Origin of the sequence: Xenococcus sp. PCC 7305, from assembly GCF_000332055.1 — a bacterium.
Taxonomy (GTDB): domain Bacteria; phylum Cyanobacteriota; class Cyanobacteriia; order Cyanobacteriales; family Xenococcaceae; genus Xenococcus.
This window is the reverse complement of the sequence record NZ_ALVZ01000232.1, coordinates 89,574-116,327: the sequence shown is the minus strand read 5'-3', so window position 1 is coordinate 116,327 and position 26,754 is coordinate 89,574. Positions and strand designations below refer to the sequence as shown.

Below are 26,754 nucleotides of genomic sequence, written 5' to 3'. Positions count from 1 at the left end.
AAGAGAAATTGGCGATCGCATAGGAGAAGCTAGTGGACGCGGGCGTAAATAAGCTATCTATCAACGAAGGGCAAAAAGCTGATGTATCAAGACTTATTACTCATTACTTATTACTTATTACTTCCGCGCAGCGCCACTAGTTCCTTACAAAATATCGACTTACAAATAGATGAGATTAGACAATAAGGATTATGCGCCAAGTTAACATATATTTTAACTTGGCGCATAAGGTAAAGTTACTTTCTACGGTAGATAATTGGTGATATTAACAAACGGATTTGTCAAGAAAACTCAGAAAATACCAGGGCGAGAAATTGAGATAGCTGAACGACGAAAGCATGATTATTTGTTGAGGAAAAGAAATGAGTGATTTACAAAGATATATTGAGCAAAGAAGTCAAAGAGATCCAGAATTTGCCGAGGGATTTGAGAGCGGTTATGCTGATTTTAGAGTTGGTGTTATGTTGCGTCAGGCTCGTGAAAAGGCAGGGCTAACTCAAGAACAAGTGGCAAATCGCTTAGGTACGAAAAAATCAGCAATTTCTCGGATAGAAAACCATGCTGAAGATATTCGCTTGTCTACATTGCGTGCTTATGCTAAGGCTTTAGGTGCGGAACTTCAAATCCAGTTCGTAAATTAGGGTACAGTAAAAATCAAGATAAGGAGTCTATAGTTAAAAGCTAAATTAATTCACCTGTTTCCTGTAAAGAATGCAAACGGTGATAAATTCCGCCACGACTCAGCAATTCTTGATGAGTTCCAACTTCTACTATTTTACCTGCATCTAAAACGACAATTTTATCGGCTTCGCGAACTGTACTCAAACGATGGGCAATAATAATCGTGGTGCGAGTACCAAAAATCGATCGCATTGCTAGTTGAATCGATCGCTCCGACTCATAATCTAAACTCGAAGTCGCCTCATCAAACACCAAAATATCAGGATTGACAATCAAAGCCCGCGCAATACCCAAACGTTGTCTTTGCCCCCCAGAAAGTCTGACCCCGCGCTCTCCGACAATCGTATAATAACCTTCTGGCAATTCACTAATGAATTCATCTACTTGAGCAACCTGACAAGCTTCTTGGACTTTCTGTAAACTAACTTGGCGATCGCCGTAAGTCAAATTATTGAGAACTGTACCATTGAAAATATCCACATCTTGATGCACGATCGCGAGTCTACGACGATACCGCGCAATATCCAAGCTCTTTATATCTTCTCCATCGAGAATAATTTTCCCGGCATCTGGTTCGAAATAACGAAATAATAATTTGACTAGAGTTGATTTGCCTGAACCTGAACGTCCCACTAAAGCAATAGTTTGATAAGGCTCGATCAACAAATTAATATCTTGAAGAATTGCTCGCTGAGGATCGTAACCAAAAACCAAATTCTGAATTTCTAATTTCCCAGTAAATTTATAGGGATTAGCACTAACATCTTCCTTTTCCAAACTCGCCGCATCTTGACCAAGAGGAAGCTTGATAAATTCTTGCAATTTTGCCATTGAAGGATAACGGCGGGCAAAGATTTCGATGAAATGGCCAATCGGTTCGATTTCACCGTAGGCCATACTAGAAACTGTTAAAGTAGTAATAAAATGCCCTAAAGACATATTTCCCTGAACCGTAGGGATTAGCGTGAATAACAAAATCAAAAAGACACAGGTTTGAACCATAGTACGTAACCAAGTATCTAAAATCACATAACTTCTATGGACCCGATAGGTGACAACTTTATACTCTCTGAATAACCTTTGTCTTTGTCTTTCTAACTCCTCTGCTTCTGTGGCAAAAGCCTTAACCGTTTTGATATTGGTAATAATTTCCGAAGTATGACTTTCCGTATTTTCTTGGTATTTACTAAGTTGTTCCTCCTGCTGAATAATATCTCGAACTCTTTTTAAGCTATAAATCAGGATAAAGACAAAAGAAACAAGAAATGCGATCGCGATTGGTGGTTCAATCAATAGAATAACCACAAATATCCCCAAAACTTTTGCCACTTTAGGAATCATCCGTCCTGCTATTTCAGGATATGTCCAAAGATAATTTTCGACTCCTTTGGTGATTTTGCTAGCTATTCGTCCTGGGTTATTCGTATCATAAAACCCAATAGGCAAAGTTAATATCTTACCAATTACTTGCTTCAGGCGATCGCGTCTCGCTTGTAAAGAAATATTCCAATGAAACCAAGCGCCAATCCAAGGTTGAATCGGTGCTTTAACCACACTAGTTACGACAATCAACCCCAGTAAAAATCCTAAAGATGCCCATTGGTCGTTTAAATTAGGAAAAATCACCGTAGCTTGATTGATGAATGGCTGAATAAATTTATCTACTGGTTGTCCTGATAGCACATTTAGAATTTGTCCTATGCTATAGGGAACAACCAGATCGATGATTTCAAAAACAGAAGATGCCGTAATACTCGATAATGCGATCGCTTTATAATCTTGATAGTAACTTAAGATGTCTTTGAAAGAAACCATTTGAAGTGAGGGTAAAACAGGAGAATTACTTAATTTTTTTGAATGGCATAACAAAAATAACCAATAGAAGGTTCTTCCATTAAATCTATAGTTGTTCGTTTGAGATTTTCCATGAAATTCAATAAATTATGGGTTTTCGAGCCATCTCGGTCGCTAGTTCTCGAACTAAAATCCCATTGAGACCACCATTCTTCATCTTGGAAGTTTTTAACCATAGCATTAATCTTAAAAATATAAATTCCTGGATTAGTAATTGAATCTAGGTTAATTGTACTTGTGAAGTTAAGATTATCGTCTGTAATTTTCCAATCAGTAAGGTTGATTGCTTTGTTTAGAGAGTCACTATTATTAGCAGTGAAAGATTCACTGTCAAAGTTGTAAGTAAAAACTTCTGTTTGAGTAATAATAGAATTGTTATTAATTGGAAGAGAGTACTTTAAAGGCGTAAAAGGCAAAGTATATTTAAGATTTGGCCGGGAATTATCAATTCTTTTTGGTGCTTCTATGATTTCGTAGGGCGGACTTGTGACTTCTACAGCAACTTTGCCATTTTGAAGAGACGACGGTCTGATCAAATCTGGGGGAAAAGAAGCAGAATTTTGAAGAGTGGTAATTTTGCTAACAATATGTTCAGGGTAAAAAAGACTGAATTCACTAGTATTAAATAAGTCAGGTTTCTTTTGTTGAATCTTTTCTACATAATGAACAATATCCTGATAGTGACCCAGAAAAACAACATAAAAAGGCCGATAAGATTCGAGTTCTTCCCCTTGGGTTGTATACTCAAAATCTGGAAAAAGACTTTTATTTACTGAATAAACAGTGTGATTATATTCGCTCCTAATGCCCAGAATACCTACGGCATAACCTGGCAATTGCTTATTAAAATAAGTTCGTTGAATTTTTTTATTTAGTTTATTAAGATCTGAACCTTGCTGATCTAAATCTGTTACAAGAATCAATAGTTGGTCTTCTTCTTCAGGATTTTCAATAGCCACATCTAAATGACTAGAAACTTCGGGGAATTCAGGACTTTCACCGGTATAAAATTCAGCTAGTCTAGCTTTTTGATACTGATTTTCTTTAATTAATTGAGTTGTTTTTTCGCCAATTCGATAATGCTCAATCTCAACTTGCGATCGCGAACCACTTCCCAAATTGACCACACTATCTAATAAAGTAATAGTCTGAGCATAACGACTACTAGAGTTGTTTTTTACATAGCCATACATAGAACCACTACCATCAACATTGATAGATATCTTGAGCGGTGCAGATATATCGGGAGCTTTATCTACAGAAGGCGGATCGCAAGGTAACTGATCATTTGTAAAAAGTACAGGTCTACAAGCAACTACCATAAAAAAAGTAGAACATATGGTCAGCCAAGACTTTAGTTGTACTCGAAATTTCATAACTATGTTAAAAAAATATTACTTTCAGTAATTCCTCGGAGGAGGATTGGTATGCTTATGTTGTTGCCTAACTGAATAAAGCTATTCAGAATATAGATTATATATTAGTATCGGACTGAGTGTCATTGAAAGTAAATTCTTTGACACATTGTGTATATTTGAGGTCAGAATTAACGTCAATTTAACAAACTTTGAACTTCACTCCAGTGCGTGTGGAAATTAAAAAGCTCATAGATAATAACAAAGTGGGTTTCAAAGCTGTCGAGGCATTTCTAGATCGTTTTTGCCTGATTTAATTAAAATAAAGCTATTAAAATTTTCTGAGGGGGCTTATGAAAGCAGGGGAAATTATCCGTATTATTATTTTTACTGTGCTGGGTTTGATTCTAATGTTCTGGTTACAACCTTTAATTTACACTGAAAGATATATTAGAATTAGCGACTATAGCATTAATGGTTCCCCCGTCGGGGTAGAAACTTGGGTTGCTAACAATTATATGGTTGGGGCGGGAATCGTCTTTGGATTTTCCCTATTCGCGACTTTATGTTGGTATTTTTCTACCGGTAGAGCCAAAGTCAAAGACGCTTCAGATGTAGCTCGTTGGAATATAGTCTGGTGGTTGTTAGGGCTATTGCCCATCATAGGGATTGTGATCGCATTAATATTTTTCACTAACAGTGATGACGCATTACTTTCTTTGACAGGATTATTTATTTTTAATGGTTTATTTTTGCTTTATTGGTTGCCTACAGCGACTAGTTCTCCTGGCTCTTTTAAATATACTCCCCCAGGAGCTATGTTGGTACGTCGTTTAATTGGTTCTTAAATTATTTCTTTAAATTATGGTACAAAACACACTGTATGCTATTGGCATTGGCGGTACAGGAGCTAAATGCTTAGAAGCGATCGCTCAAGCAGCTTCCGTCGGATTATTCACCGACAATGAAATTAAGTTTCTCTTTGTGGATGCCGATGAAACTAATGGCAACTTGGAACGAGCTAGAACTAGCCTAAAAGTTTATAATCGCACTCACAAATTGATTACCACCGACGGGGAAAAGGTTTCTTGGGTCAAAACCCCGATCAAATCCTATACCCCAGATGTTTGGTCACCTTTTGGCAATACTAGTACCAACAAAAATCTAGGTTCTTTCTTCCGTTACAATAACTTGCAACAAGGTGGTAAGGGTTTAGGGAATTTATTTGATGTTCTCTATACAAAGGAAGAGCGAGAAGCTAATCTTGATGTCGGCTTTCGAGGTCGTCCGGCGATCGGCTCTGCGGTGATGAGTGGTTTAGATTTGGATAATCTTGAAGAAGATCCCTGGGCAGGATTAATAAGAGACATATTGTCTGATGTGGGCAGTAGTAAGGCCCCCAGAATTTTCCTTTGCGGTTCTATTTTTGGGGGGACAGGAGCCTCTGGGTTGCCTACTCTCGGTCGTTTAATTTATAACAAGTTAAAGAGTGAGGAAATTCAAGGGGCAAAAATTGCTTGTTTATTTGTTTTACCTTATTTTCGGTTTTCCCCACCTACAGGAAAAAACACTGCGAATGGAGGAGTATACGCTAGAGCGGAACAATTTTTACTGAATACGGAAGCTGCTCTACGCTATTACAATAATCAGAACGAATATTTTGACACAGTCTATCTTCTGGGAAATCAAAATCTTTCTGAGTACAATTTCAGTATCGGCAAGAATACCCAAAGGAATGAGCCTCATTTTATTGAACTATATTCTGCCCTCGCAGCTAGACATTTCCTAATCGATACGCCTCCTGGGAAAAATACTGTAGTACTCAATAGTCGTAGTTCTACTGCCGGAATTACTTGGGATGATCTTCCTAATACCACTGAAACTAAAGCAAAATTGGTTAACACTACCCGCTTTGCCTATGCTTGGGCATCCAATATTGCTCCAGAATTAGAGGATGCAAAAAAAGAGGGAGTAGCGAGATTCTCAAAACACGCTACTTGGTTTTTAAACTTTTATCGTCCTCAACAAGGAGGATTAGGAAAGCTCTTTAACAAGAAAGGGGAAGATTATCCTGATTTTAACGATGCCACAGAACAACAAAAAATCACTGATATTACGGAATGGTGTCAAGATTACTTGCGCTGGTTATCAGATCTTCAGAAATGCGATGGTGATGAGATTCAACTCTTTCAAGATGCAGCTTTGTCTAACTTAAAAGATAAAGGAGCAAAATTAGGAGAGTTGGTAATCGGCGATAACCGTGACAGAAATACTAGACAAGAAGATACAGTACAAAGATTACATCTACAACTAGAGGAATTTGCCTCTTCTGAAAAAGGTACTGTCGGTTTGGCCAAAGCTTTATACAAGGTTTGTCATTTATTGTAAGTCAGCGAACATTTATCCTCTTTCGAGAATCCAGTAAGTTTTGATCTGCTATTTCATCCTCATCCTTCATCCCTCATCCCTCATCCTTTAATAATATGTCTGAGCCAATTTTACTATTACCTCAATTAAAGCCTGATGCCGATGTCAAATCAGGAGACCGGCCTGGAGAATGGAATGTCCAGGCGAGTAAAGCTTTTGTTAATGTTGCGACCAGTCTTAGTTATGAATCTCCAGGGGCAGTCAAAAATATTAGTTCGGTTCCCACTATGTGGGCGCGTCCTCTGACAATGGAAATGGTACTCTATGACGATCAAAACTCCCTCAGAGAGCAAATTATTCCCCAATGGCAAGGAATGCTGGCTGCGATAGCACTTGCCGAGATCCGAGGCTTTCCCATCACTGCTCAATTACTGGAGCTAGGAGAGCTGCGAGATGAAGAAAACTTTGCTAAATGTCTTCATCAACTATTACCAGACTATAAAGGAAGAAATCTTTACACTTTAGAAAATAAGCATCCTTGGGAAGATATTTATCTATTTTTGTGGGATAAACAACCTATTGGCATGACATCCCCCACTACCATTGTGGTTCCCGCAGAAAAAGGCCATTGGCAAGATTTACCTTGGTGGGACAATAATGAAAAAATATTAAAATCTCCCAAAAACTTTCTAAATGCCAAAGAACAGGCTTTGCTCTGGCGTTGGTTAGATAATCTCAACAATACGCTAACTAAATATAAGAAGGAAGCGAATAAAGAGAAAGGGGATGAAACAGCGATCGACACGATGAGGGGTTTGCTCACAGACTACCAGAGGAGTTTAACTCAAATTGAGGAGCAAAAACTCATCTTGAGTGATGATCTAGTATTCTTTGAAGTGAATATTAATCGAGGGGTATTAGAAGCCCTTAATCGTCCACTTAAAGCACCAGAAAGACCTTCTTGCGTTGAACTAGTTGCTAGTAAACCAGGAACGGATAAGCTGCCATTGCTTATTTATGATCCCGAAATGGCAAGGGTGTGGAATGAAAAACCACAAAATATTTGGATTCATGGGGGAAAAACCCTAGCATCTCTCAAACCAGAAGAATTCTCCCAACTCAAAGGGCAATGGACAAACGACGTTCAATTGGTCACCCCAGACGAGCTATTCTTCCCTGAGTTAAAATTTATTGAGCTAGAAAATGCTTTACCGGGAGCATTATCACCAGAAGTGGATCAACCTCTGGTCTTTCAGAATCAGCGTATCACACCTTTAATCCCTCTCAATCCCTTACTTCTCGACTATTTCACTCCAGAAGGCTTATTGAGCAAGATTAAATTTCAAAAACTTAAAACTGGAGTTCGTCTGATTTTAGATTTGCCTCTAAGTGGAGTAAAAGAGGATAAAAAATCGGAAAACTATCGCTTATCGAAAGATTACGATCTCAAAGTAGAAAATAGCTTAGGAGACCAGCTGCCAGTATTACAAGTCTGGCCCAATTTCCAGAAAGAGGATTGGCGAGAATATTATACCTTCTACTATGACGGTGAATTACAAGACCAGACTTTTAAGATTACCTATCCTCAAGCAAGGAAACATCATGGTTTTAAGGAAGGTTTTGGTAGTTTCTTGATGTATCGTTCAGAGAAATTCCCTGAATATCTTCCCTGTACTGATTTTGATAATAATCAAATAGGTCTAATTTTATTCCCCTCTCCTACAGAAATTAGAGACAACAAAAGTTGGCATATTGGAGTAGATTTTGGGACATCTTTTACGAATATTTATGTTAACGCCAACAGACAAGAAGTCCCACAACCTTTAAAATTGAATAACTTACAATTTCAGGTAACCAAGACATCTCTAGAAAATCGTCTCAATACTTTATTTGAATATTTTGTCCCAGAAAATTTTAGGCTCGTTACTGATAGTCAGGCTTTGCCATTATCCAGTGTGCTTACTATCAGAGGGAAAGATCCCAGTAATACTCAGCAGTTGTCACCAATCTTAGATGGGCGAATTTATGTTCCTGATAATGATAGGTTTGAACCACAACAAGACTGGATTAAAACTAATCTCAAATGGGACGAACATATCCGTCCTTATAGCGAAGTATTTCTCAAAAATTTAGCTCTTTATATTTCAGCTTTAGCAGCCCAAGCAGGGGTAACTGAAATCCAATGGTCTTTGTCCTATCCTTCAGCTTTTTCTCGGGGGGATATTCTCAATTATTCTGATGTCTGGTCCAATGTAGCTAGAGAGCTAGAAGCATCGACAGGAATTAAGCAAAATTACCCGGAAGCTGATCTAAAAACTGGCAAGGGAGATTTCCGGACAGAAAGTCTAGCTATTGCCCAATATTTTGCCGATTTTGAAGACAAAGATTTAGTTTATACAACTTGCATTGATATTGGAGGTGGTACTTCCGATATTTCTATCTGGGAAAAGAATAACTTAGTTCATCAATGTTCAGTTCAGCTGGCAGGACGAGATATTTTCTCTCAATTTATTAAACTTAATTTGAAATTTGCCGAAGAAAAATTTGGACTTGATCCTAAGGACTGGCAAGGTTTAGGTAGTGGGGCATTTAGTGCCAAACTGGATGTTTGGTTACGTTACACAAGCGAACAATGGTTGACTAAGAATAGAGCCTTGCAAAGAAGAGATCCCAATTTTCAAGGATTAACTCGTTTAATGACTATTGGCATTGCCGGATTATATTATTACGTCGGTATTTTGCTCAAAGTTCTCCATGAAGAATTAGTAGAAGATCAAGAGGGAAATATAGTTCCTGTTTATAAAGAGGGCAAAATTACTCCTGTTTATATTGGAGGAAATGCTTCGCGCTTTTTAAAATGGCTAGATGAAAGAGGAAAGTTTGATAGAAATTCCGAAATTAATGAATTGTTCAGTCGGATGTTAAGTAAAGGTTCGGCTTTTAAGGATACGGAAGAAGTAACTAACGTAAGTAAAAACCCTAAAGATGAAGCAGCTTGTGGTTTAGTTCTAAGTAGTACGAAGCTGAAAGGTTTAGGAAGAAAAGTAAAAGATCCGATAATTGCCGGAGAAAAATATCTTGTTAATGGTGAAGAATTTACAGGTAATCAAAGGTTAACTCTAGGAGATAGTGATGAGGATATCAAAGAATTTACCATTCCTGAGTTAATTGAAGTTCCCAAATTTCTCTATGAATTCCATCAAGCTCTTAGGGATCTTGAACTAGAGTCTATTACTGCTTTGCCAGGCTATAAGATGAGTCCAGAAACGGATGATAATTCCAGATTATGGCAAGAAACCCAAAGGGAGTTAAATAAAACCTTGCTTAATCTTAAAGGGGAGTCTAAAGATATTCGACCGGAAAGTACCTTTATCTTAGGGTTGAAAGCATTATTAACAATTCTTGGCAAAAAGTGGGCTGACGAATAAGTTCAATTACACTTTTGTTTGCAAATAGTGATGAGTGAGAATAAATAAAGATTTGTTCCTACTATCATTTACTCGTAATAGTATTCTGTCGATATGGTAGAGGCAAGAAAACATGACTAAGCTAAAGATTATTAAAGAAATTTTCTTGGAATTATTATTATCAATTATAGGTTTAGTATTATTTTTAAGTCATCCTGTGAAGTCTCAAGGTTTTCAAAATGTCAATGAGGATATAGATCTAAATATACAAGAATTAAATCAGTTGAGGGATAAATTTGGCGATCTTCACGGACAACTACTTTTATTTGAAAAATATAATTCTAATCCATCTATAAGTTCATACTATGGTGCTGCAGTAGAAATAATAGCAGGAAAGCCATCAAATCCTTCAAGTGGAATAATATCAGATCCTTTATTCATTAAATTAGATAATTTAAATAAAAAACTATGCCAAAATCAAGAAGATTGTAATCAGCAGCCTTTAAAGTCAGAAATTGATTCAATACTCAACCAAAAAGAAGAATTATCAGCAATACTCAAAGCGGTTCAAAAAATAGATAATTATATAGATATAACTGACCTGAAGACTTATATCACATCTGAGTTAAATTCAAACTGTCTAACGAATCAATTAACAAACAACGAACCATTAGTTCAAAAAGCACAAAGTGAAGCAGAGAAAAAAGAGGAGATAAAAAAACTACAAAAAGTTTTTTTGAAAAAATGCCTTTTAGAGAATAAAGATAGATTCAAATTAACTCAAAATTTTGACAACATAACAGCATATCTAATAAATGATGAATTACCAGCTAAGCCGGATGATAATTCTCAATTTGCTTATCTTCTCTTAACTCTATTTTCTCTTATTTTATTAGGTGGATTCTTAAATTGGCGATTTACCAAAGAATTAAAGTTAGTTAAAGAATCAGATCAAGGAACCAAAGAAGATTTTAAAAATTTACTTGCGAATCATTTACAAATAATAACCAATAATGCTTCCAGTACAAGACAACAAATAAAAGATATTAAAGATCATACACAAAATATCCCAGATATATCAAATTCTATCGCCAAAAGATTCAGTGAAACTAATAATATTTTGGAGAAAATGAACCAAAAACTCGATTCTACTGAACAGCAACAAAATCCAGCAAAAAAAATACCTAATAAAGAGGTAAAAGGTACTAAGTCCTCATTAAAAGACTCTAGAGATCACGCAGAATCACTTGAAGCAAAAGAAAGGGCTTTGTATAGTGAAACAAATGTTTCCAAAACTGATGTTTCACCAGAAGCGCATTCAAATATTACGACTCAAGCAAATAATAGAGATACAAAAGAGGAAACCCATTTAGTTACTCTTTATAATAAGAATGCAAAAGTTCACATCATAGATGTTATTAAAGTTGGTGCTACCCAAGCAAGTATTGAAGGAAAAAGATCAGGAATAGCACCTCCAATAATTTTTATCGAGCTAGAAACTGGTATTTATTGGATGGTAAAAAAACCATCATTGGATGACAATTGTTATTTTTTGGTACCCAAGGCAAACTTAATAATTAGCGAATCTCAATATCGTACAGTCAAAAGTATTTTCAAATGTGTTAACTACAAAAACAAATCTTCCAATAAATTTATACTAATAAATCCTGCGATAGTCAAAGCTATTTCTCCTAATAAATGGAAATTAATAGAAACTGGAAAATTAAAATTTGAAACATAAAATATTTTAATAAAAATGAAGATTAGCTATTGTACTATAGAGCCAAAAGAGTAGCATTTGTCGCTTAAGATACTCACTCTCTGCGCCTCTGCGGGAGATAAATTTAGGCCTGAATTCCGAAACATCTTAAACTGTAGATCAACAGAAATAAACTAATGTAAATAATAGTAAACTTATATAAAAAATAAAAATATTAAACCTGACATTTAAAAAATATGCTCATACCATGGCTTGCTTGAAGTGGGGCAAACTTTCCGGGCTTGCAAGCAAAATAATATGGTAAACATCATGAGCCACAGCAACTTAATTAGAGGGTTTCTGCTTTCTACTTTAGTTTGGACTTTACCTCTCAATTTTGAACTAGAAACATTGGCTCAAGTTGAAATTGTTCAGTCACCTGATATTACAAAACAACAAGAGAACAGACAAGATTATCAAAAAATACTACAAAAAATAGATCAACTGCAACAAGAAGCTGCAAATTTTCGTCAGGCAGTAGATCAATTTAATGTTGAACTACAAGAAAAATTTGATTCAACAGAAAAAATTGACAAGATAAATTTAAGAACTTTATTAAACGAGCAAAAGGAATTCCAAAAAATTTGGCAGGAATTAGATGAAGAATTAGCAAAAAGATCAGAATTTGTAGCTTATTCAAAAAAAAGTAAAATAGAACAAGCTATTGGTAGCTTGGAAGAACTTATATTTACTTTAGATTCTTCATTGAAGAATTTATCTAAATCCTCAAAAATTGCTAATCTTCAAGACAAACTCTTCAGCAAAGAAGAAATAAATCGTGCTTTTGGAGATAATAAAACCTTTGATGAGAAGACACTAAATAAATTTGCTTTGGTATCTACTAATAAAGTGAGAGACCTACAATTACAAGTTGCTCAAATAGAAAAACATATTTATATTCAATTACTATTTTTACAACAACAAAATATCATCCAGGACACGAATGTTGTAAACACTAATTCTGGAAGCAATAGTACTTTCAGTCCCAAGAAGCTGCTTGTCTTAACATTCTTATTTGCTTGCACACTATTAATAATTCTTAGAGTATACAATAAACATTATTCTCCGCAACGAATAAAAACCAAAATAAAAGATCATCAAAATAACAAAAAACTTTATCCAGACTCGATTAAAGAAAGTAAAAATAGTCTTCAAGACAATAACAGATTTTTTGCAGTCCAAGAATCAAGGTCTAAAAAACAACCTAATCGTCAGGTTTCCGTTCTTAACCAAGGCAATGTTGCAGACTATTCTCACTCTAACTCACAAGAAAAGTTTTCCCGCAGAGCGAATAATAGTCCGGCGTCAAAAAGTCAAACCCTCTCAAATAATCTTAGAAACAAAAATAGTAGAAGTAACTCAAGCTATGTAAACTATTCACCTCTAGAATCAACAGAAAAATATTTGGGTTCCCAAGATAATTATCCAACTAGTTCGATTTCTGAAAAAACAAATAAACAAGGTTCATCGAAATCTATATCACCAGTTACATACATTCCGGAAGCTTTAGACAAATCAAATAAATTAGATCAAAAAATAGTAGTAACTTATCATCAAAACCCTAGAGAGTTATCTAAAAAAAGTATTAAAGTTGCAGCCACCAGGGAGAGCATTGAACAAAAAAGAGCAGGAATAAAAACGCCAATATTATTTATGGAGACAAGCAATGATAGTTACTGGATTAGCCGGGAATCAACAGAAGAAAACCACTTTTTTTTAGTCCCCAAACCAAATTTGGTAATTAATTCTCCTATTTATCAAACAATAAAAGATATTTTTATTTGTCAAGGATATCAAAATAGAACTTCTAATAAGTTTAAATTAATTGCTCCTGCTGTAGTGAAAAAGCTTTCTCATGATAAATGGCAACTTATAGAGTCTGGAAAACTGGTATTCTAGTCACTGATTACCTTGTTAGCTTAAAGTGGATTGTCTAATCAGGCGACTGCTGATACTGTTTGAAATTTAATTTACAGCTAAAACTATTCGCTTTATGATTTCGATATTAATCATTATTGAATCATAATTGATGACTGATTTAAATCGTTGGATTAAATTGGCGATAATTGCTTTACTCGGCTTTAGTTTTGCCTTACTCCTCAAGATCCCAGTACAGAGCCAAACTGCGACTAATAGTTTAATCCAAGAGGCACGAACATATTATCAGGCTGGACAATTTACATCGTCCCTACAATTATTAGAACAAGTATCAGCCAAATTTGCCACTGAAGAGCAAACTCTACAACAAGCCCAATTACAATCACTCATTTCTCTGGCTCATCAACAATTAGAAAATTGGGCTGAAGCTCAAAAAGCCCTCAACAAAGGCTTGCATCTCCTAGAAACTCAGCCAAATAATGACCAAAAACAACAAGTATTAGCACAATTACACAATGCTCAAGGACATTTCTATTTCCATCGAGAGGACAATAAGTCAGCATTAGGAGCTTGGCAAAAAGCTCAAGAATTATATGCCAGCATAGGCGATCGCCTGGGAGAAAAAGCGACTCTGGTTTCAATCTCGCAGGCTCTGCTTCACCTTGGTTTTTATAAACGCTCCTGCGATACGATTCTCGATGCTTGGGGTTATCCTAGCTATTTTTGCGAAGAGTTGGATGCAGAAAACATCCCAGATTTTTTGGCGGTTTCAGAGATTGCCAATCCTCGCCTTTGGCAGATCAAGGCATTACATAGTATGGCGAACAGTTATTTGTTATCAGGCAAATTGACTCAGTCCCACGAGGTAATGGTGCAAACTCAAAAACTAAAGTCGCGCCTCAATCGCGATTTGCCTTTGCTAGAAAATCAAATGATTTTAACCTGGGGAGATCTTTACAAAGCGATCGCCCTGCAAGCGCAAGAGTTTGAGGAGGAAGCAACTTTCGCCACCGCAAGTGACAAGGCATTATCTTTCTATGACAAGATTATTGCTTTACCTAATAATCGATCGCTATCACAAATTCTGGATGCCCAACTAAGTCAATTAGACATCTTTATTTTTACTAAAAACTATGCCGCAGCTCAAACAATTATTCCTCAGATTGAGGCTAATCTGACTAAATTACCTAAGAGCAAAAACTTGGCTTATGACCAATTGACGTTGAATCGTAGTTTAACAATTCTGCTAGAGAACAACGTTCAGATACCTTATTCATGGGAAGATCTAGCCCAAAAATATTTAGGCATTGCTCAGCAAGCTCAAGATGTTTCCTCATTGCGCCTCCAGTCCCATGCCTTGGGTTATTTAGGAGAACTGGCCTATGAACAAAATTTATTACTAGAGCTTACTCCACAACAATATTTGGAACAAGCTTTACATCTAGCTCAAAGCAACGAAGCTACTGAAATTGCCTATCGTTGGCAATGGCAATTAGGCAGAATATATCGCGATCGCGGAGAGATTGACCGAGCAATTAATGCTTATAGTGCAGCTTTTCTCTCTCTACAAGATATTCGCAGTAACTTAGTCGCCCTAGAACAGGAAGTGCAATTTTCCTTCCGTGAGCAAGTAGAGCCCGTATATCGAGAATTAGTCGAATTGCTTTTAGTTGAACAGAGTCCTGAACAAATAGCTGCTCCCGAAAATCTGAGTTTCGCCAGAGATGTCATTGAAGGTCTACAACTAGCAGAACTAGATAATTTCTTCAAAGATGCTTGTCTCGTTTTTAAAAAACAGGAAATTGCTACGATAGACTCGGCTGCTGCGGTTGTTTATGTCATAGTTTTACCGGATGAGCAACAAGAACAAGATCGCCTAGAAACCATTCTAGACTTGCCTGACCAGGATTTATTGCATTACGAAACCATAGTTCCCCATCAAGTATTTGAGGACACAACTCATAAGCTGAGTCAATATTTACTAGAACCCGATCGCCTACGTGATATTCAAGAACTCTCCTCTCAGGTTAATAGCTGGCTCATCGAACCATTGCAGGAGGATCTCCCCTCTGAGGTGAAAACTCTAGTATTTGTGCTGGATGGCATTTTACGCAATATTCCCATGGCAGTTCTTTACAATGGGACGGATTACTTACTCGATCATTACGCGATCGCTATTGCTCCAGGTTTGCAACTACTTAACCCCAAACCATCCTTCACCGAACCAATTGCCTTGGTTGGAGGGGTCAGTGAAGAACTCTCTTTCGCTGAACCGACGAGTTTTGTGGCAGAAGTGAGTCAACCAGAACAATTAATCTTTTCCTCACTAAAATATGTTCCAGAAGAATTAGAAACCGTAGCCAATACTTTCATCAGTAAAAAACTGCTAAATGATTCTTTTCAGAGCGATATCCTCACTGAAGACATTGATTCTCAACCTTATTCGATAATTCATATCGCAACTCATGGTGAATTTAGTTCTAACCCTGACAAAACTTATCTCATTCTTTGGGATAAGCTTTTGGGCATCAAAAAATTCAGTTTACTAATTCAAAATAGAGAAGTGAATCAAAAAAAACTTATCGATCTCTTAGTGTTAAGTGCTTGTGAAACTTCCAGAGGAGATGATTTTGCCACTTTAGGTCTAGCTGGCATGGCAGTTAGAACAGGAGTTAGCAGTACTTTGGCTAGTTTGTGGCAAATCAGCGATCGCTCCACGCCGTTTTTGATGGAAAAATTTTATCAATATTGGCGAAATAGACCTGATACTAATAAAGCAGAAGCTCTAAGACTTGCTCAAATCGATTTACGAAGTCAAACTCAGAATGATTGGGATGTTCCCTTTTATTGGGCGGCTTATACATTAGTAGGAAAATGGAACTAGTAATTGAAAATTAAAAATTAAAAATTAAAAATTGTCCTATAAGTTAGATTAAGTAATGTAATAATTATTAAAATTTATGACTATTTCCCCAGAATCCCCTGAACAAGCAGCAACCGAAGTTGTATCTTCGGAAACTCCAGAAACTCTCGAAACGCCAGAAGCGACAGAAGCCACTCCTCCTCCCACTTACAATTACGTAAAATTAGCGATGCGTAATATGGTGAGGAAGAAAGGTCAATCGATTAAACATTTTACTCTAACCGTAATCGGTTTGTTGACAGTGTTAATTGGATTGTCTTATTTGACCAAGCCTTAATCAGTTATCAGTTATCAGTTATTCCCATTCGTCCTCGCTATGATTAATTTCTGGGCTTCTTTTTTGGAGATTTAACCCTTATGCCTTCTGCCCTCTGCCCTCTGCCTTCCCCGTCAGGGGCTCATAAATTATCAATTTTCTTAATTGTTGCCACAATACAGTCTGTAATATACTCAAATAAACCTTATTAGAGTAAATACCAATGCGTTTATTACCTGTATTCTTAGCTTCTCTTGCTTTTGGTTCTCTCGGACTAATCAATCCGAATCAGAGTTTAAGTGCTAGTCTAGTCGCTCAGTTAGGAGGGCTGGGTGGCCTGGAAAATATTGAAGATGCTACGACTGATATTCTCAAGGGTTTGGGTTATGATTGCCAAACCGCTGGAGCTGTTGGTATTGCTTGCACCAAATGTACGGACGAAGGTGCGGCAACACAAGAATGTAAAGCTTACATTTGTGATATTGCAACCCAAGAATGTCGTCAAAAAGAGGCCACCTTACCTAAGGCACCAGGTTCGGTTGACGATCTAACTGATGATGTCGAAGTCCCAGGTTCTGTTGATGACTTAAATACTGACGATATTAATATTGACACTGACGATATCAAGCTTGACTACTGATGACATTCTTAGTCTTTAACTACAATGGATCAAAACAAAATTCATTGTAGGTTTTTTAGTGGCAAAAGTTGTCTTTGAGAACGTATATAAAAGCTTTCCTCGTCGTTTGCTTGATTCTAAAGAGCAAGGGGCAAATTCTGACCAATCTAGTGAGGTTAATATTCTACGCAATATTGATCTAAAAGTTGACGATGGGGAATTTATGGTTTTGGTTGGGCCTTCGGGATGTGGAAAAAGTACCTTGCTGAGGCTTCTCGCTGGGTTGGAAAAACTCACGGCAGGGAATATTAGCATCGGCGATCGCGTAGTTAATCAGACTGTCCCAAAATCGAGAGATATCGCCATGGTATTTCAAAATTATGCTCTTTATCCTCATCTCAATGTTTATGACAATATTGCCTTTGGATTGAGAAGAAATCAGTTAACAGTTAACAGTGATCCCCATTCGAGGACAAGTCAGTTATCAGTGAAGATGCTGATGACAAATGCTTTGGCGGGCTTGACAAGAGCTTTGCCGAGAAGACTCTGTTATAAGTCGGAGAAAGAACGAGAAATTGAGAAGCAGGTGAAATCTGTGGCGGAATTATTGCAGATCGAAGCTTTGCTAGACAGACTTCCCAAAGAATTATCGGGAGGGCAAAAACAACGTGTGGCCCTGGGTAGGGCGATCGCACGGAATCCCCAGGTTTTCTTGATGGACGAGCCGTTATCGAATCTCGATGCTAAATTGCGCACTGAAACTAGAGGTCAGATTGTACAATTACAAAAACAATTGGGTGTTACTACGATTTATGTGACCCATGACCAAACCGAGGCCATGACAATGGGCGATCGCATTGCGGTAATGAACCAAGGAAAAATCCAACAAATTGCCCAACCTTTAGAAATTTATAATCAACCGGCTAATCTTTTTGTGGCTGAGTTTATTGGCTCTCCACCGATGAACTTTTTATCTGTAGATCTAGTTGCCCCCTTAACCTTAAAACATGATCAGTTCACTCTAAATTTGCCTGATACTTGGCAAGCATATTTAGCAGATTATCAGCACAAATCATTAATTCTAGGTGTCAGACCCCAATATTTTGCACTTAGTATTCCAAGTAAAGAAAATCTTGCAATTACCGTGGATTTAGTTGAGGCTTTGGGAAATGAGACCTATATTTCAGCTCATTTAACTCAGCAACCCAAAGTTAAGATTATAGCCAGTATTCCTCCAGATAAGATTATTTTCACCGGAGAAAGCCTCTTTCTGGCGATCGCGTCGGAGAAAATTCATCTTTTCGATCCAGAAACGGGGGAATCAATTGGGAAAATTAATGGGCTTCGCCCTTGAAGGAAGATGGCAGATGGCAGATGGCAGATGGTTTAATTTAACAAGGACTGCTATTCTCCGCTAAGCCAAGAAATTGCACTTCTGAGCCACTCTTCTACATTGGGATTTTTGATGAGTAAATTGTCTCGACTAATAGCTGCGATCGCTTGGGCAATTTCTTCGTTACTATAACCTAGAGCTGCCAGTGTCATTTCGATATCCTCTAAAATTTCTGGCTTGGGCATTGCTCCTGTATTAGTAGTAGCTTCGACTTCTGTGGCAACTTCAGACGAGGGAAGCTCTTTCCATTCGCTGAGCTTGCTTTTGAGTTCTAGGGCAATTCTTTCTGCGGTTTTTTTACCAACTCCGGGGGTTTTTGTTAGTACAGGAACATTACTTGTGACGATCGCGGTAACTAGTTCTGTAATGCCTAATGTATCTAATAGTGCGATCGCAAGTTGCATCCCAATCCCACTCACACTAACCAATTGACGAAATAAATCACGTTCTGTCACCGTCGCAAATCCATAAAGTATTTGACGATCTTCTTGAATCTGCAAATGGGTAAATACTTGAAAATTTTCGGGGTTTTCGCTGGATAATTGTCGGGAAAAACGCGGGGTAATTTGGACTTCGTAGCCAATATTATTGACTTCGAGGACGAGAATCATGCGATTGCTAAAGTTTTTGGCGACTTCAATGACATTTCCTTTTAAATACGCGATCGTCATAGGGGAAAGAGATTCAGAAATTGGGAAAAGGCAATCTTACCGTAGCAGGTTTTGCAAATCAAAATAATCTTAATTTATTGAAAGATCTAGAGTAAGGAAAATTAATTCTTGAGGATTGACAGAAGAATAATAATTAACTGGCAATATAGCATTGAAGATGATTCAGAATTTCGAAATAAATTTCACTATTTACTCTCATTCCTCGATTGCCACCCTCTAAACGGATATCATCAACGTAGTAGTTAAGACTAAATTTCAGAAAAATCGCACTACTACCTGCAATATTATGTTCGATGCAAACATCTGGATTATGGCATCTATTCCGTGCTTGTTTAAATCTAGTTTGCAGCCAATAAACTAATTCATTCACTTGCTTTCCCAATCTGGTTTCAATCCGTTCAGGTTTTAATACATAAACCAACAAACGTCTCAACCGTTTTTTCAATAAATCAATTTGATACTCCCATATTTTGGGTAAGAGATAGAGATCCTCATCTACTATATTGGGATCTTGTAGGCTGCGCCGATACCATTCCCGAATAAGGCTAATTAAAGAGCTGTTTGAGTTTGTTTCTTCAAGTTTAATTGATTGATAGCGTTTTCTTTGAGACAACTTCTGTTTTTGACCCAATTGCGGCATCTCACAAAATTCTAGTCCAACTAAATCAAGTATATTTTGATACTCTTTCTGGATAGTATCAATTTCATCCTGGTTTAATCCTCCTTTTTCAAGAAACTCTAAAGTAAGAACTAATGCTTCCAAATTATCTTCAACTTCTTTTAGCTTGAGGTTAACTTTTTGTTCCGCTAAGAGTCTGGCGCGTCCATTTTTCTTATCGATCTGAAAAGATGTTCCCGATTCTTCCCAATTAAAATATTTATCTATTAAGCTTAACTTGGAGTCAATATCGCCAATTGTGTCGGGATGTGCCAAGATAACTTCTTGCATTACCTGACGACAGATTTTGAGGTCGCAATTAGCTAACAATAAAATCGGTACAGTGTAATAAATGGGAGTAATTGGACGACTAAGATTAACAATTTGTTGTGCTTGCAAAAGACTGTTAGGAATGTATGCTTGCGTATGACTTTCCAATTGATAAATTTGGGTAACTCGTAATCCAATTTTTTGCACAATCCCCAAATTTCCATCCTCTAAACTCAGTACGTCACCAAACTGAAAGGGAGTATCAATTAGAAGTACAATCCCACTAAAAAAGTTGGCTAAAATATCTTTTGTTGTGAAACCAATAATAAAGCTTGCTCCACCTAAAGCGACCCAAATGCCATTCAAATTGACACCAAAAGAGAGCTGGGCAATTAAAGCCAAACTAGTGAGTATAATTAACAAAGGAGTGAGAGCTTCTATCATAGGCAGCAAAACACCATCCCACATAATTTCACTATTTTCTGCCCATTGCTTGAGATAATAGAAGACAACTTGACTACATAATCTCCACAACCAGAAACCGACGGTAACTATTACTGCGGTCGGGAAAAATGTAGTAATCCATGCTAAGTCAAAGCTAAAACTGAAATTATTGACAGCAATTTTTAAAATGCCCAAAAAAACAATAATTAATATTGGACAGGTCGATATATTGAGTGTTACTAAAGCAATATCATTGTGAAACCGTCTAAAAATTTTGCGCAATATAAACAGTAACAATCCATAGAGTAAGAATATGGCTATAGTTGTTAAAGTTAGTTTCATCAGCATACTATATGTAGCGCTCCCAAATCATCTGCAAAAAAAACGAGAGCCAAAACTGATTTAAATATGATAATCATGATTGCTCCTTCTGATAATGATCACATTTTATGGAATCATTAACGGAATTTATTCGTAGCAACCTAAGACACTAGAGCACTCAAACAAACACTAACAATGAAAATGGTCAAACAAAACTAAAATTTGACTTCTAATATACCGCTCCATTCGAAAAACTCTTACATTCTCCGATTCTACAATGAATGATCTCTACAGCTAGCGCGATCGCAGCTTGCATACTCTTCGCATCGGCAATTCCTTTTCCCGCAATATCAAAAGCTGTTCCATGATCGGGAGAAGTGCGGATAAAGGGCAATCCAATAGTTGTATTAACCGCACGATCAAAAGCCATTAACTTAACCGGAATTAAACCCTGATCATGATACAAAGCCAAATAAGCATCTGCAACCCCCGAAAAATCTAACTCTTGACTCTTGACTTCTTCATGACTTCTGTCCTCTGCCCTCTGCCCTCTGCCCTCGACACTTCCATACCAAGCCTGTCCCGGTTTCACCCACATCGTATCCGGAGGAATTAAGCCGATTAACTTTGCCTTATAATGCTCCTGTTGTTCTTTCTCTAGCCAAGCTGACATCCAATATAATTCCTCCGTTCCCAATTGCCCCGCTTCTCCGCTATGGGGATTAAGACCCGCGATCGCAATTGTCGGATTACTAATGCCAAAATCAGTTTGTAGCGATTCAACTAACAAGTCCAGTTTCAGAGACAGCAACTCAGGAGTCAAAGTCTGGGGAACTTGTGCCAGGGGAATATGAGTTGTTGCCAGAAGAGTGATTAGCTGCCAATCAGTATAGGGCGATCGCCCCGCAAATAACATACCAAATCTAGTGACCCCCGCGCCTTCGGCTAAGACTTCCGTTTGCCCAGGATAATCATGGCCAGCTTGCTGCCAAAGATTTTTGGCGATCGGGGCCGTGACAATACCTTGAAATTGACCTTCATTGGTCAGCGAGATCGCAGTTTCTAAATAATCAAAACTCGCTGCCCCAGTACTAGCATTGCCTTGTCCCCATTGGAACGACTTGTTAAAGGGGCGATCAATAATCTTTAAAGTTTGCGGATCAGCCAAATCCTCAGGGGACAAATTACCATTGCGCAATAAATGCTCATAGGTTGCTTGCAAAACTGAACGACTACCAATGACAGTTATTTCACAATCCAATGTTAAATCAGCTAAAGCTTTGAGAATTACTTCTGTGCCGATTCCCGCAGGATCGCCGATGGTCAGAGCTAGATGAGGAATTGGGGGCATTTATCACTTACAATATCTTAATGATCACTGGGATATCATTGTAATCTCAGAATACTAATAAATCTTAAATAAATTCTTGGGAGAAACCACGATGAGCGCGGAAAGTATGTTAGTTAATGGAATGTTTTTATGCATGATTTTGGTGCTAATAGGATTGGCTTGGGGTTTTATGATCCTCAAAATCCAAGGTGGAGAACCAGAATAAGATTAATCTTTTTTTAGAAAGTACCATCCATTTTTAACAAAAGGCGATCGCGTTAATCTCAAAATGCGATCGCTTATTTTATAAAGTCATTATGTAAAAACCAGGAATAATTATGAATGAAACTAAACAACCAACAATTCATCACAATATAGATACTATTTTGGTTGTTCAAGGTGCAGAATATCAAGCCGTCAAAACAGGCATTAGAAAGACTAAAGTTTCAGCTAGCTCAGGAAATCTGCCAAAGATTATCCCCATTCCCATTGGAGAAAAAGATGCCAATAAAATATGGCAAAACCCGCAATTTCTTGATAAATCAAAACCACAAAAAGTTTTAATAATGGGACTTTGCGGCAGTTTAGCCCCTGAACATTCCGTCGGCGATATTGTCTTATACAAATCTTGTATGAAGGAAGGTTTATCTCTAACAACAGATGAAAAATTAACTGCAAATCTCAAAAGCAAGTTTACCTCCAAAATCGAATCAGTCAGAGCCTTAACCAGCGATCGCGTTATTCATTTGGCTACAGAAAAAAAATCCCTCGCTCAAACCTATGGGGCTACTGTAGTTGATATGGAAGGATTTAATTATCTACAAACTCTAACATCGCAAGGCATATCAGTGGCGATACTCAGAATAGTCAGTGACGATATTCACTACGATCTTCCCGACTTAAACCAAGCAATCAATCAAGATGGTCAGTTACAGATGATTCCTATGGCGATCTCAATTCTACGACAACCCAAAGCGGCAATGAGATTAATTAGGGGAAGTCTCAAAGGTTTACAAGCATTACAACAAATCACTACAGAAATACTTGAGTAATAAAGAGAAAATACCTGTTCATATTAACCATAAACCAGAGAATAAAAAGGGTTATTTGTTATCAAAGCATGATAGGGAGCATGACAAAAAGATTACACTTTTGAGCTCTGTTACAAAAGAAATGTTCTCCAATTTTTTACGATGCTTCTGTATGTTATAAGTTTGATCCCTTACTTTTAGTGAATTAGCTAGCAATTTTTCATAGAACTATTGAACGTTAGAGCGTTAGAATTTCAATAGAGGTAAAAGTAGGACAAGCAACTACTCTGTATTCTGAGAAGTATCTACTTAAGTGATTTAATGTCTAATATGACGCGAAAGCAAATTAAAACTCTTTTAGTTGAGAATAATAAAAGGGATGCTTTTTTGCTGAGAAAAAAATTAGTTAAAACCGAGGAAGTTCAGTTTAATTTAACTCATGCAGAAAGACTAGAAACAGCAGTGAGTTTTTTACACCAGGAATCCTTTGACATTGTTTTACTAGATCTTAGTTTGCCTGACAGCAAAGGACTAGAGACTTTGCTCACCCTAGAGAAAATAGCACCTAATCTCCCAATAGTTTTATTAACTGGTTTTAAAGACGAGATAATTGCCCTAAAAGCAGTCAGACAAGGTGCACAGGATTATTTGGTCAAAGAACAAACAACCACAGACGTTTTAGTTCGTTCAATTAATTATGCTATTGAACGGATGCATTACCTCGAAAAGATATCTCAAAGTGAAGAACGTTTACAAAAAGTAAATCAGCAACTAGAAAGACAAGTCAAAAATTTTACTTTTCAATTAGAGCACCAAAACAAGGAGCTCAAAAAGCTTTTTTTGTTGGCTACTACAGATCGCGTGACAGGAATTGCTAATCGCTATCGGCTAGAAGATTTTCTGGAGCGAGAATGGGGGAATGCGATCAGAAATCAGATAGATATCTCGATAATCATGGTTGATATAGATTATTTCAAATCATATAACGATACTTACGGCCATCTAGAAGGAGATCGCTGTTTAAAAAAAGTTGCTCAAACCATTGATATGACCATTAAACGCTCCAAGGATTTAGTTGCTCGCTATGGTGGAGAAGAATTCATTGTGATCCTTCCCAATGTTGAGCTTGCTGGAGCGACCAGAGTAGCCAAAAATATTCAGGCTGAGATTAACGTCTTAAATATTCCCCATATTAATTCACTAATCAGCGATCGCTTAACTGTTAGTTTAGGTGTTGCCAGTACCATCCCAACAATCAATTCGGCAGCCTCAGCTTTAATTACAGCTGCGGATCAAGCACTCTATAGGGCGAAAAAACAAGGCCGCGATCGCATAAAAATATCTCAAAAATAGCTCAGCAACATTACATACTACAATTATTTTGGTTTTTCTTTTAATCTGCACAACACTAGCGATACTAGAATCAAAAAAGTGCAGCAATATTTGGAGCAAAACTAGTTTATGGTAGAGGCAAAAATCGGAATCATTGGCGGTAGCGGTTTATATAACATGGATGCTTTGAAGGATGTCAAGGAAGTAGAGTTAGAGACTCCTTTTGGCTCACCTTCTGATGCGTTTATCGTCGGTACCCTAGAAGGTACTACCGTCGCGTTTCTGGCCCGTCATGGAAGAAATCATCATCTACTTCCTTCCGAATTACCCTTCTGTGCCAATATTCATGGGATGAAACAGTTAGGAGTGGAATATATTATTTCAGCTTCCGCTGTCGGCTCCCTTAAAGAAGAGGTGAGACCCCTAGATATTGTAATTCCCGATCAGTTTATAGATCGCACAAAAAATCGGGCTGCTACCTTTTTCGGTGATGGCATAGTCGCCCATATTGCCTTTGGAGATCCTGTCTGTCCGAAACTAGCCGAAATTGTAGCTGATGCGATCGCCTCTTTAGAAATTCCTGATATCAAATTACATCGTGGTGGCACCTATGTTTGTATGGAAGGCCCTATCTTTTCCACTAAAGCAGAATCAAATCTCTATCGTAGTTGGGATGCCACAATTATTGGTATGACCAATTTAACCGAAGCCAAATTAGCCCGAGAAGCCGAAATTGCCTATGCGACCCTGGCGCTAGTAACAGATTATGACTGCTGGCATGAAGATCATGATAGTGTCACCGTCGAGATGATTATTGACAATTTAAAACATAATGCCATCAATGCGCAAAAAGCTATCCAGGAAACTGTTAAAAGAATCAATGCTAATCCTCCCGAATCGATAGCCCATTCTGCCTTACAGTATGCAATCTTTACACCACTAGACAAAGCCCCTGAGACAACCAAAGATAAACTGTCAGTGTTTTTAAAAAAATATCTCTAAAACAATCAACAACCCTAAAAACTAAATAACAATCTTATCCTCTCGACTGAAACCTAGTTCCTAGGGTTGTTTTAATATTTGAATTTGAAATTTGATTTAGTGTTTTAGGTAATTGTCGATTACCAATCAGCAACTACCAACTATTAAGTTGCCAATTCAGCTTCAGTACTGCCACGAGTGCGACGGCGAGTTAGGGTATTAAATAACATAGTGCCGATCGCTTTAATCAAATTACCTTCAAGTTCTTGGAACAATTTCATGTTCATGCCAAAGGCATCATTAGCTTCATCAACAATTTGCTCGGCAGTTGTCATGTCTACAGGAAGTTCATCCATAGCCTGACGATATTGATTCTTAAATTCTTTTTCATCGGGAATTTCCGGAAACTCATAAAAAGCAGTGCCTTCACCATCAGAAAGATTCATGGCTCTTTGAGAGATTTTTTTGAGAATCTGCCCACCAGAAAGATCCCCTAGATAACGCGTGTAGCTATGCGCGACCAAAAGTTCTGGCTGAGTCTTAGCAATTTCTCTAATACGTCCGACATATTCTTCGCCAGCTTTAGAAAGAACAGCTTCCTTTCTCCAATTAGCCCCAAAATAGTATTGCAAATCTTGCTCTAGGCTTTGTCGGCGATTCAACACAGGATAATAGATATGAGAAAGCACAGGATGGTCTTTAAGTTTTTCCATCTCCTCTTCCATCGCAGAGTAGACGAAATAAAGATTCGCCACTAGTTTGCGGTAGGAAGTGGGCTCTACTACACCTTTGAGAAAACATTTCACAAAACCAACATTTTCCGCCATTGTATGGGATTTTTTGGTCCCTTCACGCAACATAGTCGCTAAATTAACACTCATGCTAAACTTCCTGCTTCTAAAAATTAACTATCGATCAATCAGATTTATGAATGACTTTAGGAATAAACCCCATCAAGATTGCTTGGCTAAGATCGAAATTTAAACCTATTTGGCTAGAGTAAACTTATTCAATACAACTTTTCATTAAGAATTTTTACATGGTTCGCTGTAGATAGTAACAACTTTTTACATAAGCCTCAGCTCTTTTGTAGCTCTACAGTAACATAATGCGATTATTTTTAAGCTAATGCATAAAAAAGAGAAAGTAATTTATCGTCATCTGACTAGGAAAAAGGCGTAATCGCCCATCATAATTGCTAAATAATTAATAATGATTCTAGGA

Annotated in this window: 21 protein-coding genes; 15 read left to right on the top strand and 6 right to left on the bottom strand. The window is 37.3% G+C overall.

Features of this window, described 5'->3' with window-relative positions:
• Positions 1-259: 259 nt before the first annotated feature.
• The gene (locus tag XEN7305_RS30455) at positions 260-370 is read left to right on the top strand and encodes a type II toxin-antitoxin system RelE/ParE family toxin (protein ID WP_202951329.1); all 111 of its coding nucleotides are present in this window, start codon (positions 260-262) and stop codon (positions 368-370) included.
• Positions 363-641: a helix-turn-helix domain-containing protein gene (locus tag XEN7305_RS25170; RefSeq protein ID WP_006512373.1), complete on the top strand. Its 279-nt coding sequence runs from the start codon at positions 363-365 to the stop codon at positions 639-641. The genes XEN7305_RS30455 and XEN7305_RS25170 overlap by 8 nt, the downstream gene beginning before the upstream one ends.
• A 40-nt stretch (positions 642-681) precedes the next feature.
• Here XEN7305_RS25170 and XEN7305_RS25165 read toward each other — a convergent pair whose 3' ends face one another.
• Both XEN7305_RS25165 and XEN7305_RS25160 read right to left on the bottom strand, forming a co-directional pair.
• Positions 682-2,496: an ABC transporter ATP-binding protein gene (locus XEN7305_RS25165; protein ID WP_006512372.1), complete on the bottom strand. Its 1,815-nt coding sequence runs from the start codon at positions 2,494-2,496 to the stop codon at positions 682-684.
• 29 nt (positions 2,497-2,525) lie between these two features.
• The gene (locus tag XEN7305_RS25160) at positions 2,526-3,911 is read right to left on the bottom strand and encodes a hypothetical protein (RefSeq protein ID WP_006512371.1); all 1,386 of its coding nucleotides are present in this window, start codon (positions 3,909-3,911) and stop codon (positions 2,526-2,528) included.
• A 332-nt stretch (positions 3,912-4,243) separates the two neighbouring features.
• On the opposite strand from XEN7305_RS25160, the gene XEN7305_RS25155 reads away from it, so the two are divergent.
• The 9 genes from XEN7305_RS25155 (at position 4,244) to XEN7305_RS25115 (ending at position 18,453) form a co-directional block, all read left to right on the top strand.
• Positions 4,244-4,738, top strand: coding sequence for a hypothetical protein (locus tag XEN7305_RS25155; protein WP_006512370.1), 495 nt, complete (start codon positions 4,244-4,246; stop codon positions 4,736-4,738).
• A 16-nt stretch (positions 4,739-4,754) separates the two neighbouring features.
• Positions 4,755-6,278, top strand: a complete 1,524-nt coding sequence (locus XEN7305_RS25150) for a hypothetical protein (RefSeq protein WP_006512369.1) — start codon at positions 4,755-4,757, stop codon at positions 6,276-6,278.
• Positions 6,279-6,373: 95 nt separating this feature from the next.
• Entirely contained in the window at positions 6,374-9,685 is a 3,312-nt protein-coding gene (locus XEN7305_RS25145; protein WP_006512368.1) for a hypothetical protein, read from the top strand.
• Positions 9,686-9,797: 112 nt separating this feature from the next.
• Positions 9,798-11,405 (top strand): hypothetical protein, encoded by a 1,608-nt coding sequence (locus tag XEN7305_RS25140; RefSeq protein ID WP_006512367.1) that lies wholly within the window; start codon positions 9,798-9,800, stop codon positions 11,403-11,405.
• A gap of 288 nt (positions 11,406-11,693) precedes the next feature.
• A complete protein-coding gene (locus XEN7305_RS25135; protein WP_006512366.1) occupies positions 11,694-13,322 on the top strand; it encodes a hypothetical protein in 1,629 nt (542 codons plus the stop codon).
• A gap of 130 nt (positions 13,323-13,452) precedes the next feature.
• A complete protein-coding gene (locus XEN7305_RS25130; protein ID WP_006512365.1) occupies positions 13,453-16,185 on the top strand; it encodes a CHAT domain-containing protein in 2,733 nt (910 codons plus the stop codon).
• A gap of 76 nt (positions 16,186-16,261) precedes the next feature.
• Positions 16,262-16,501, top strand: coding sequence for a DUF3285 domain-containing protein (locus XEN7305_RS25125; RefSeq protein WP_006512364.1), 240 nt, complete (start codon positions 16,262-16,264; stop codon positions 16,499-16,501).
• A gap of 202 nt (positions 16,502-16,703) precedes the next feature.
• Positions 16,704-17,120 carry a hypothetical protein gene (locus XEN7305_RS25120; protein ID WP_006512363.1) on the top strand — a complete coding sequence of 139 codons (417 nt, stop codon included), beginning with the start codon at positions 16,704-16,706 and terminating at the stop codon, positions 17,118-17,120.
• A gap of 58 nt (positions 17,121-17,178) precedes the next feature.
• The gene (locus XEN7305_RS25115) at positions 17,179-18,453 is read left to right on the top strand and encodes an ABC transporter ATP-binding protein (RefSeq protein ID WP_006512362.1); all 1,275 of its coding nucleotides are present in this window, start codon (positions 17,179-17,181) and stop codon (positions 18,451-18,453) included.
• Between the two features lie 50 nt (positions 18,454-18,503).
• On the opposite strand, the gene ruvA is transcribed toward XEN7305_RS25115, so the two are convergent.
• The 3 genes from ruvA to pdxA all read right to left on the bottom strand — a co-directional run bounded on the left by ruvA (position 18,504) and on the right by pdxA (position 22,207).
• Positions 18,504-19,163, bottom strand: coding sequence for a Holliday junction branch migration protein RuvA (gene ruvA / locus XEN7305_RS25110; RefSeq protein ID WP_006512361.1), 660 nt, complete (start codon positions 19,161-19,163; stop codon positions 18,504-18,506).
• A gap of 133 nt (positions 19,164-19,296) precedes the next feature.
• Complete coding sequence (locus XEN7305_RS25105; RefSeq protein WP_158500457.1) at positions 19,297-20,730, bottom strand: mechanosensitive ion channel family protein; 1,434 nt, start codon at positions 20,728-20,730, stop codon at positions 19,297-19,299.
• A gap of 355 nt (positions 20,731-21,085) precedes the next feature.
• Positions 21,086-22,207: a 4-hydroxythreonine-4-phosphate dehydrogenase PdxA gene (gene pdxA, locus XEN7305_RS25100; RefSeq protein ID WP_006512359.1), complete on the bottom strand. Its 1,122-nt coding sequence runs from the start codon at positions 22,205-22,207 to the stop codon at positions 21,086-21,088.
• A 91-nt stretch (positions 22,208-22,298) separates the two neighbouring features.
• Between pdxA and XEN7305_RS25095 the strand changes: the two genes are divergently transcribed.
• The 4 genes from XEN7305_RS25095 to XEN7305_RS25080 all read left to right on the top strand — a co-directional run bounded on the left by XEN7305_RS25095 (position 22,299) and on the right by XEN7305_RS25080 (position 25,551).
• On the top strand, positions 22,299-22,412 hold the full coding sequence (locus XEN7305_RS25095; protein WP_006512358.1) for a PetM family cytochrome b6-f complex subunit 7: 114 nt from the start codon (positions 22,299-22,301) through the stop codon (positions 22,410-22,412).
• A 112-nt stretch (positions 22,413-22,524) separates the two neighbouring features.
• On the top strand, positions 22,525-23,238 hold the full coding sequence (locus XEN7305_RS25090) for a nucleoside phosphorylase (RefSeq protein ID WP_006512357.1): 714 nt from the start codon (positions 22,525-22,527) through the stop codon (positions 23,236-23,238).
• 309 nt (positions 23,239-23,547) lie between these two features.
• The gene (locus XEN7305_RS25085) at positions 23,548-24,570 is read left to right on the top strand and encodes a diguanylate cyclase (RefSeq protein WP_040899595.1); all 1,023 of its coding nucleotides are present in this window, start codon (positions 23,548-23,550) and stop codon (positions 24,568-24,570) included.
• A 108-nt stretch (positions 24,571-24,678) separates the two neighbouring features.
• Positions 24,679-25,551, top strand: coding sequence for an S-methyl-5'-thioadenosine phosphorylase (locus XEN7305_RS25080; RefSeq protein ID WP_006512355.1), 873 nt, complete (start codon positions 24,679-24,681; stop codon positions 25,549-25,551).
• A 143-nt stretch (positions 25,552-25,694) separates the two neighbouring features.
• On the opposite strand, the gene XEN7305_RS25075 is transcribed toward XEN7305_RS25080, so the two are convergent.
• Positions 25,695-26,411 carry a heme oxygenase (biliverdin-producing) gene (locus tag XEN7305_RS25075; RefSeq protein ID WP_006512354.1) on the bottom strand — a complete coding sequence of 239 codons (717 nt, stop codon included), beginning with the start codon at positions 26,409-26,411 and terminating at the stop codon, positions 25,695-25,697.
• Between the last annotated feature and the right edge of the window lie 343 nt (positions 26,412-26,754).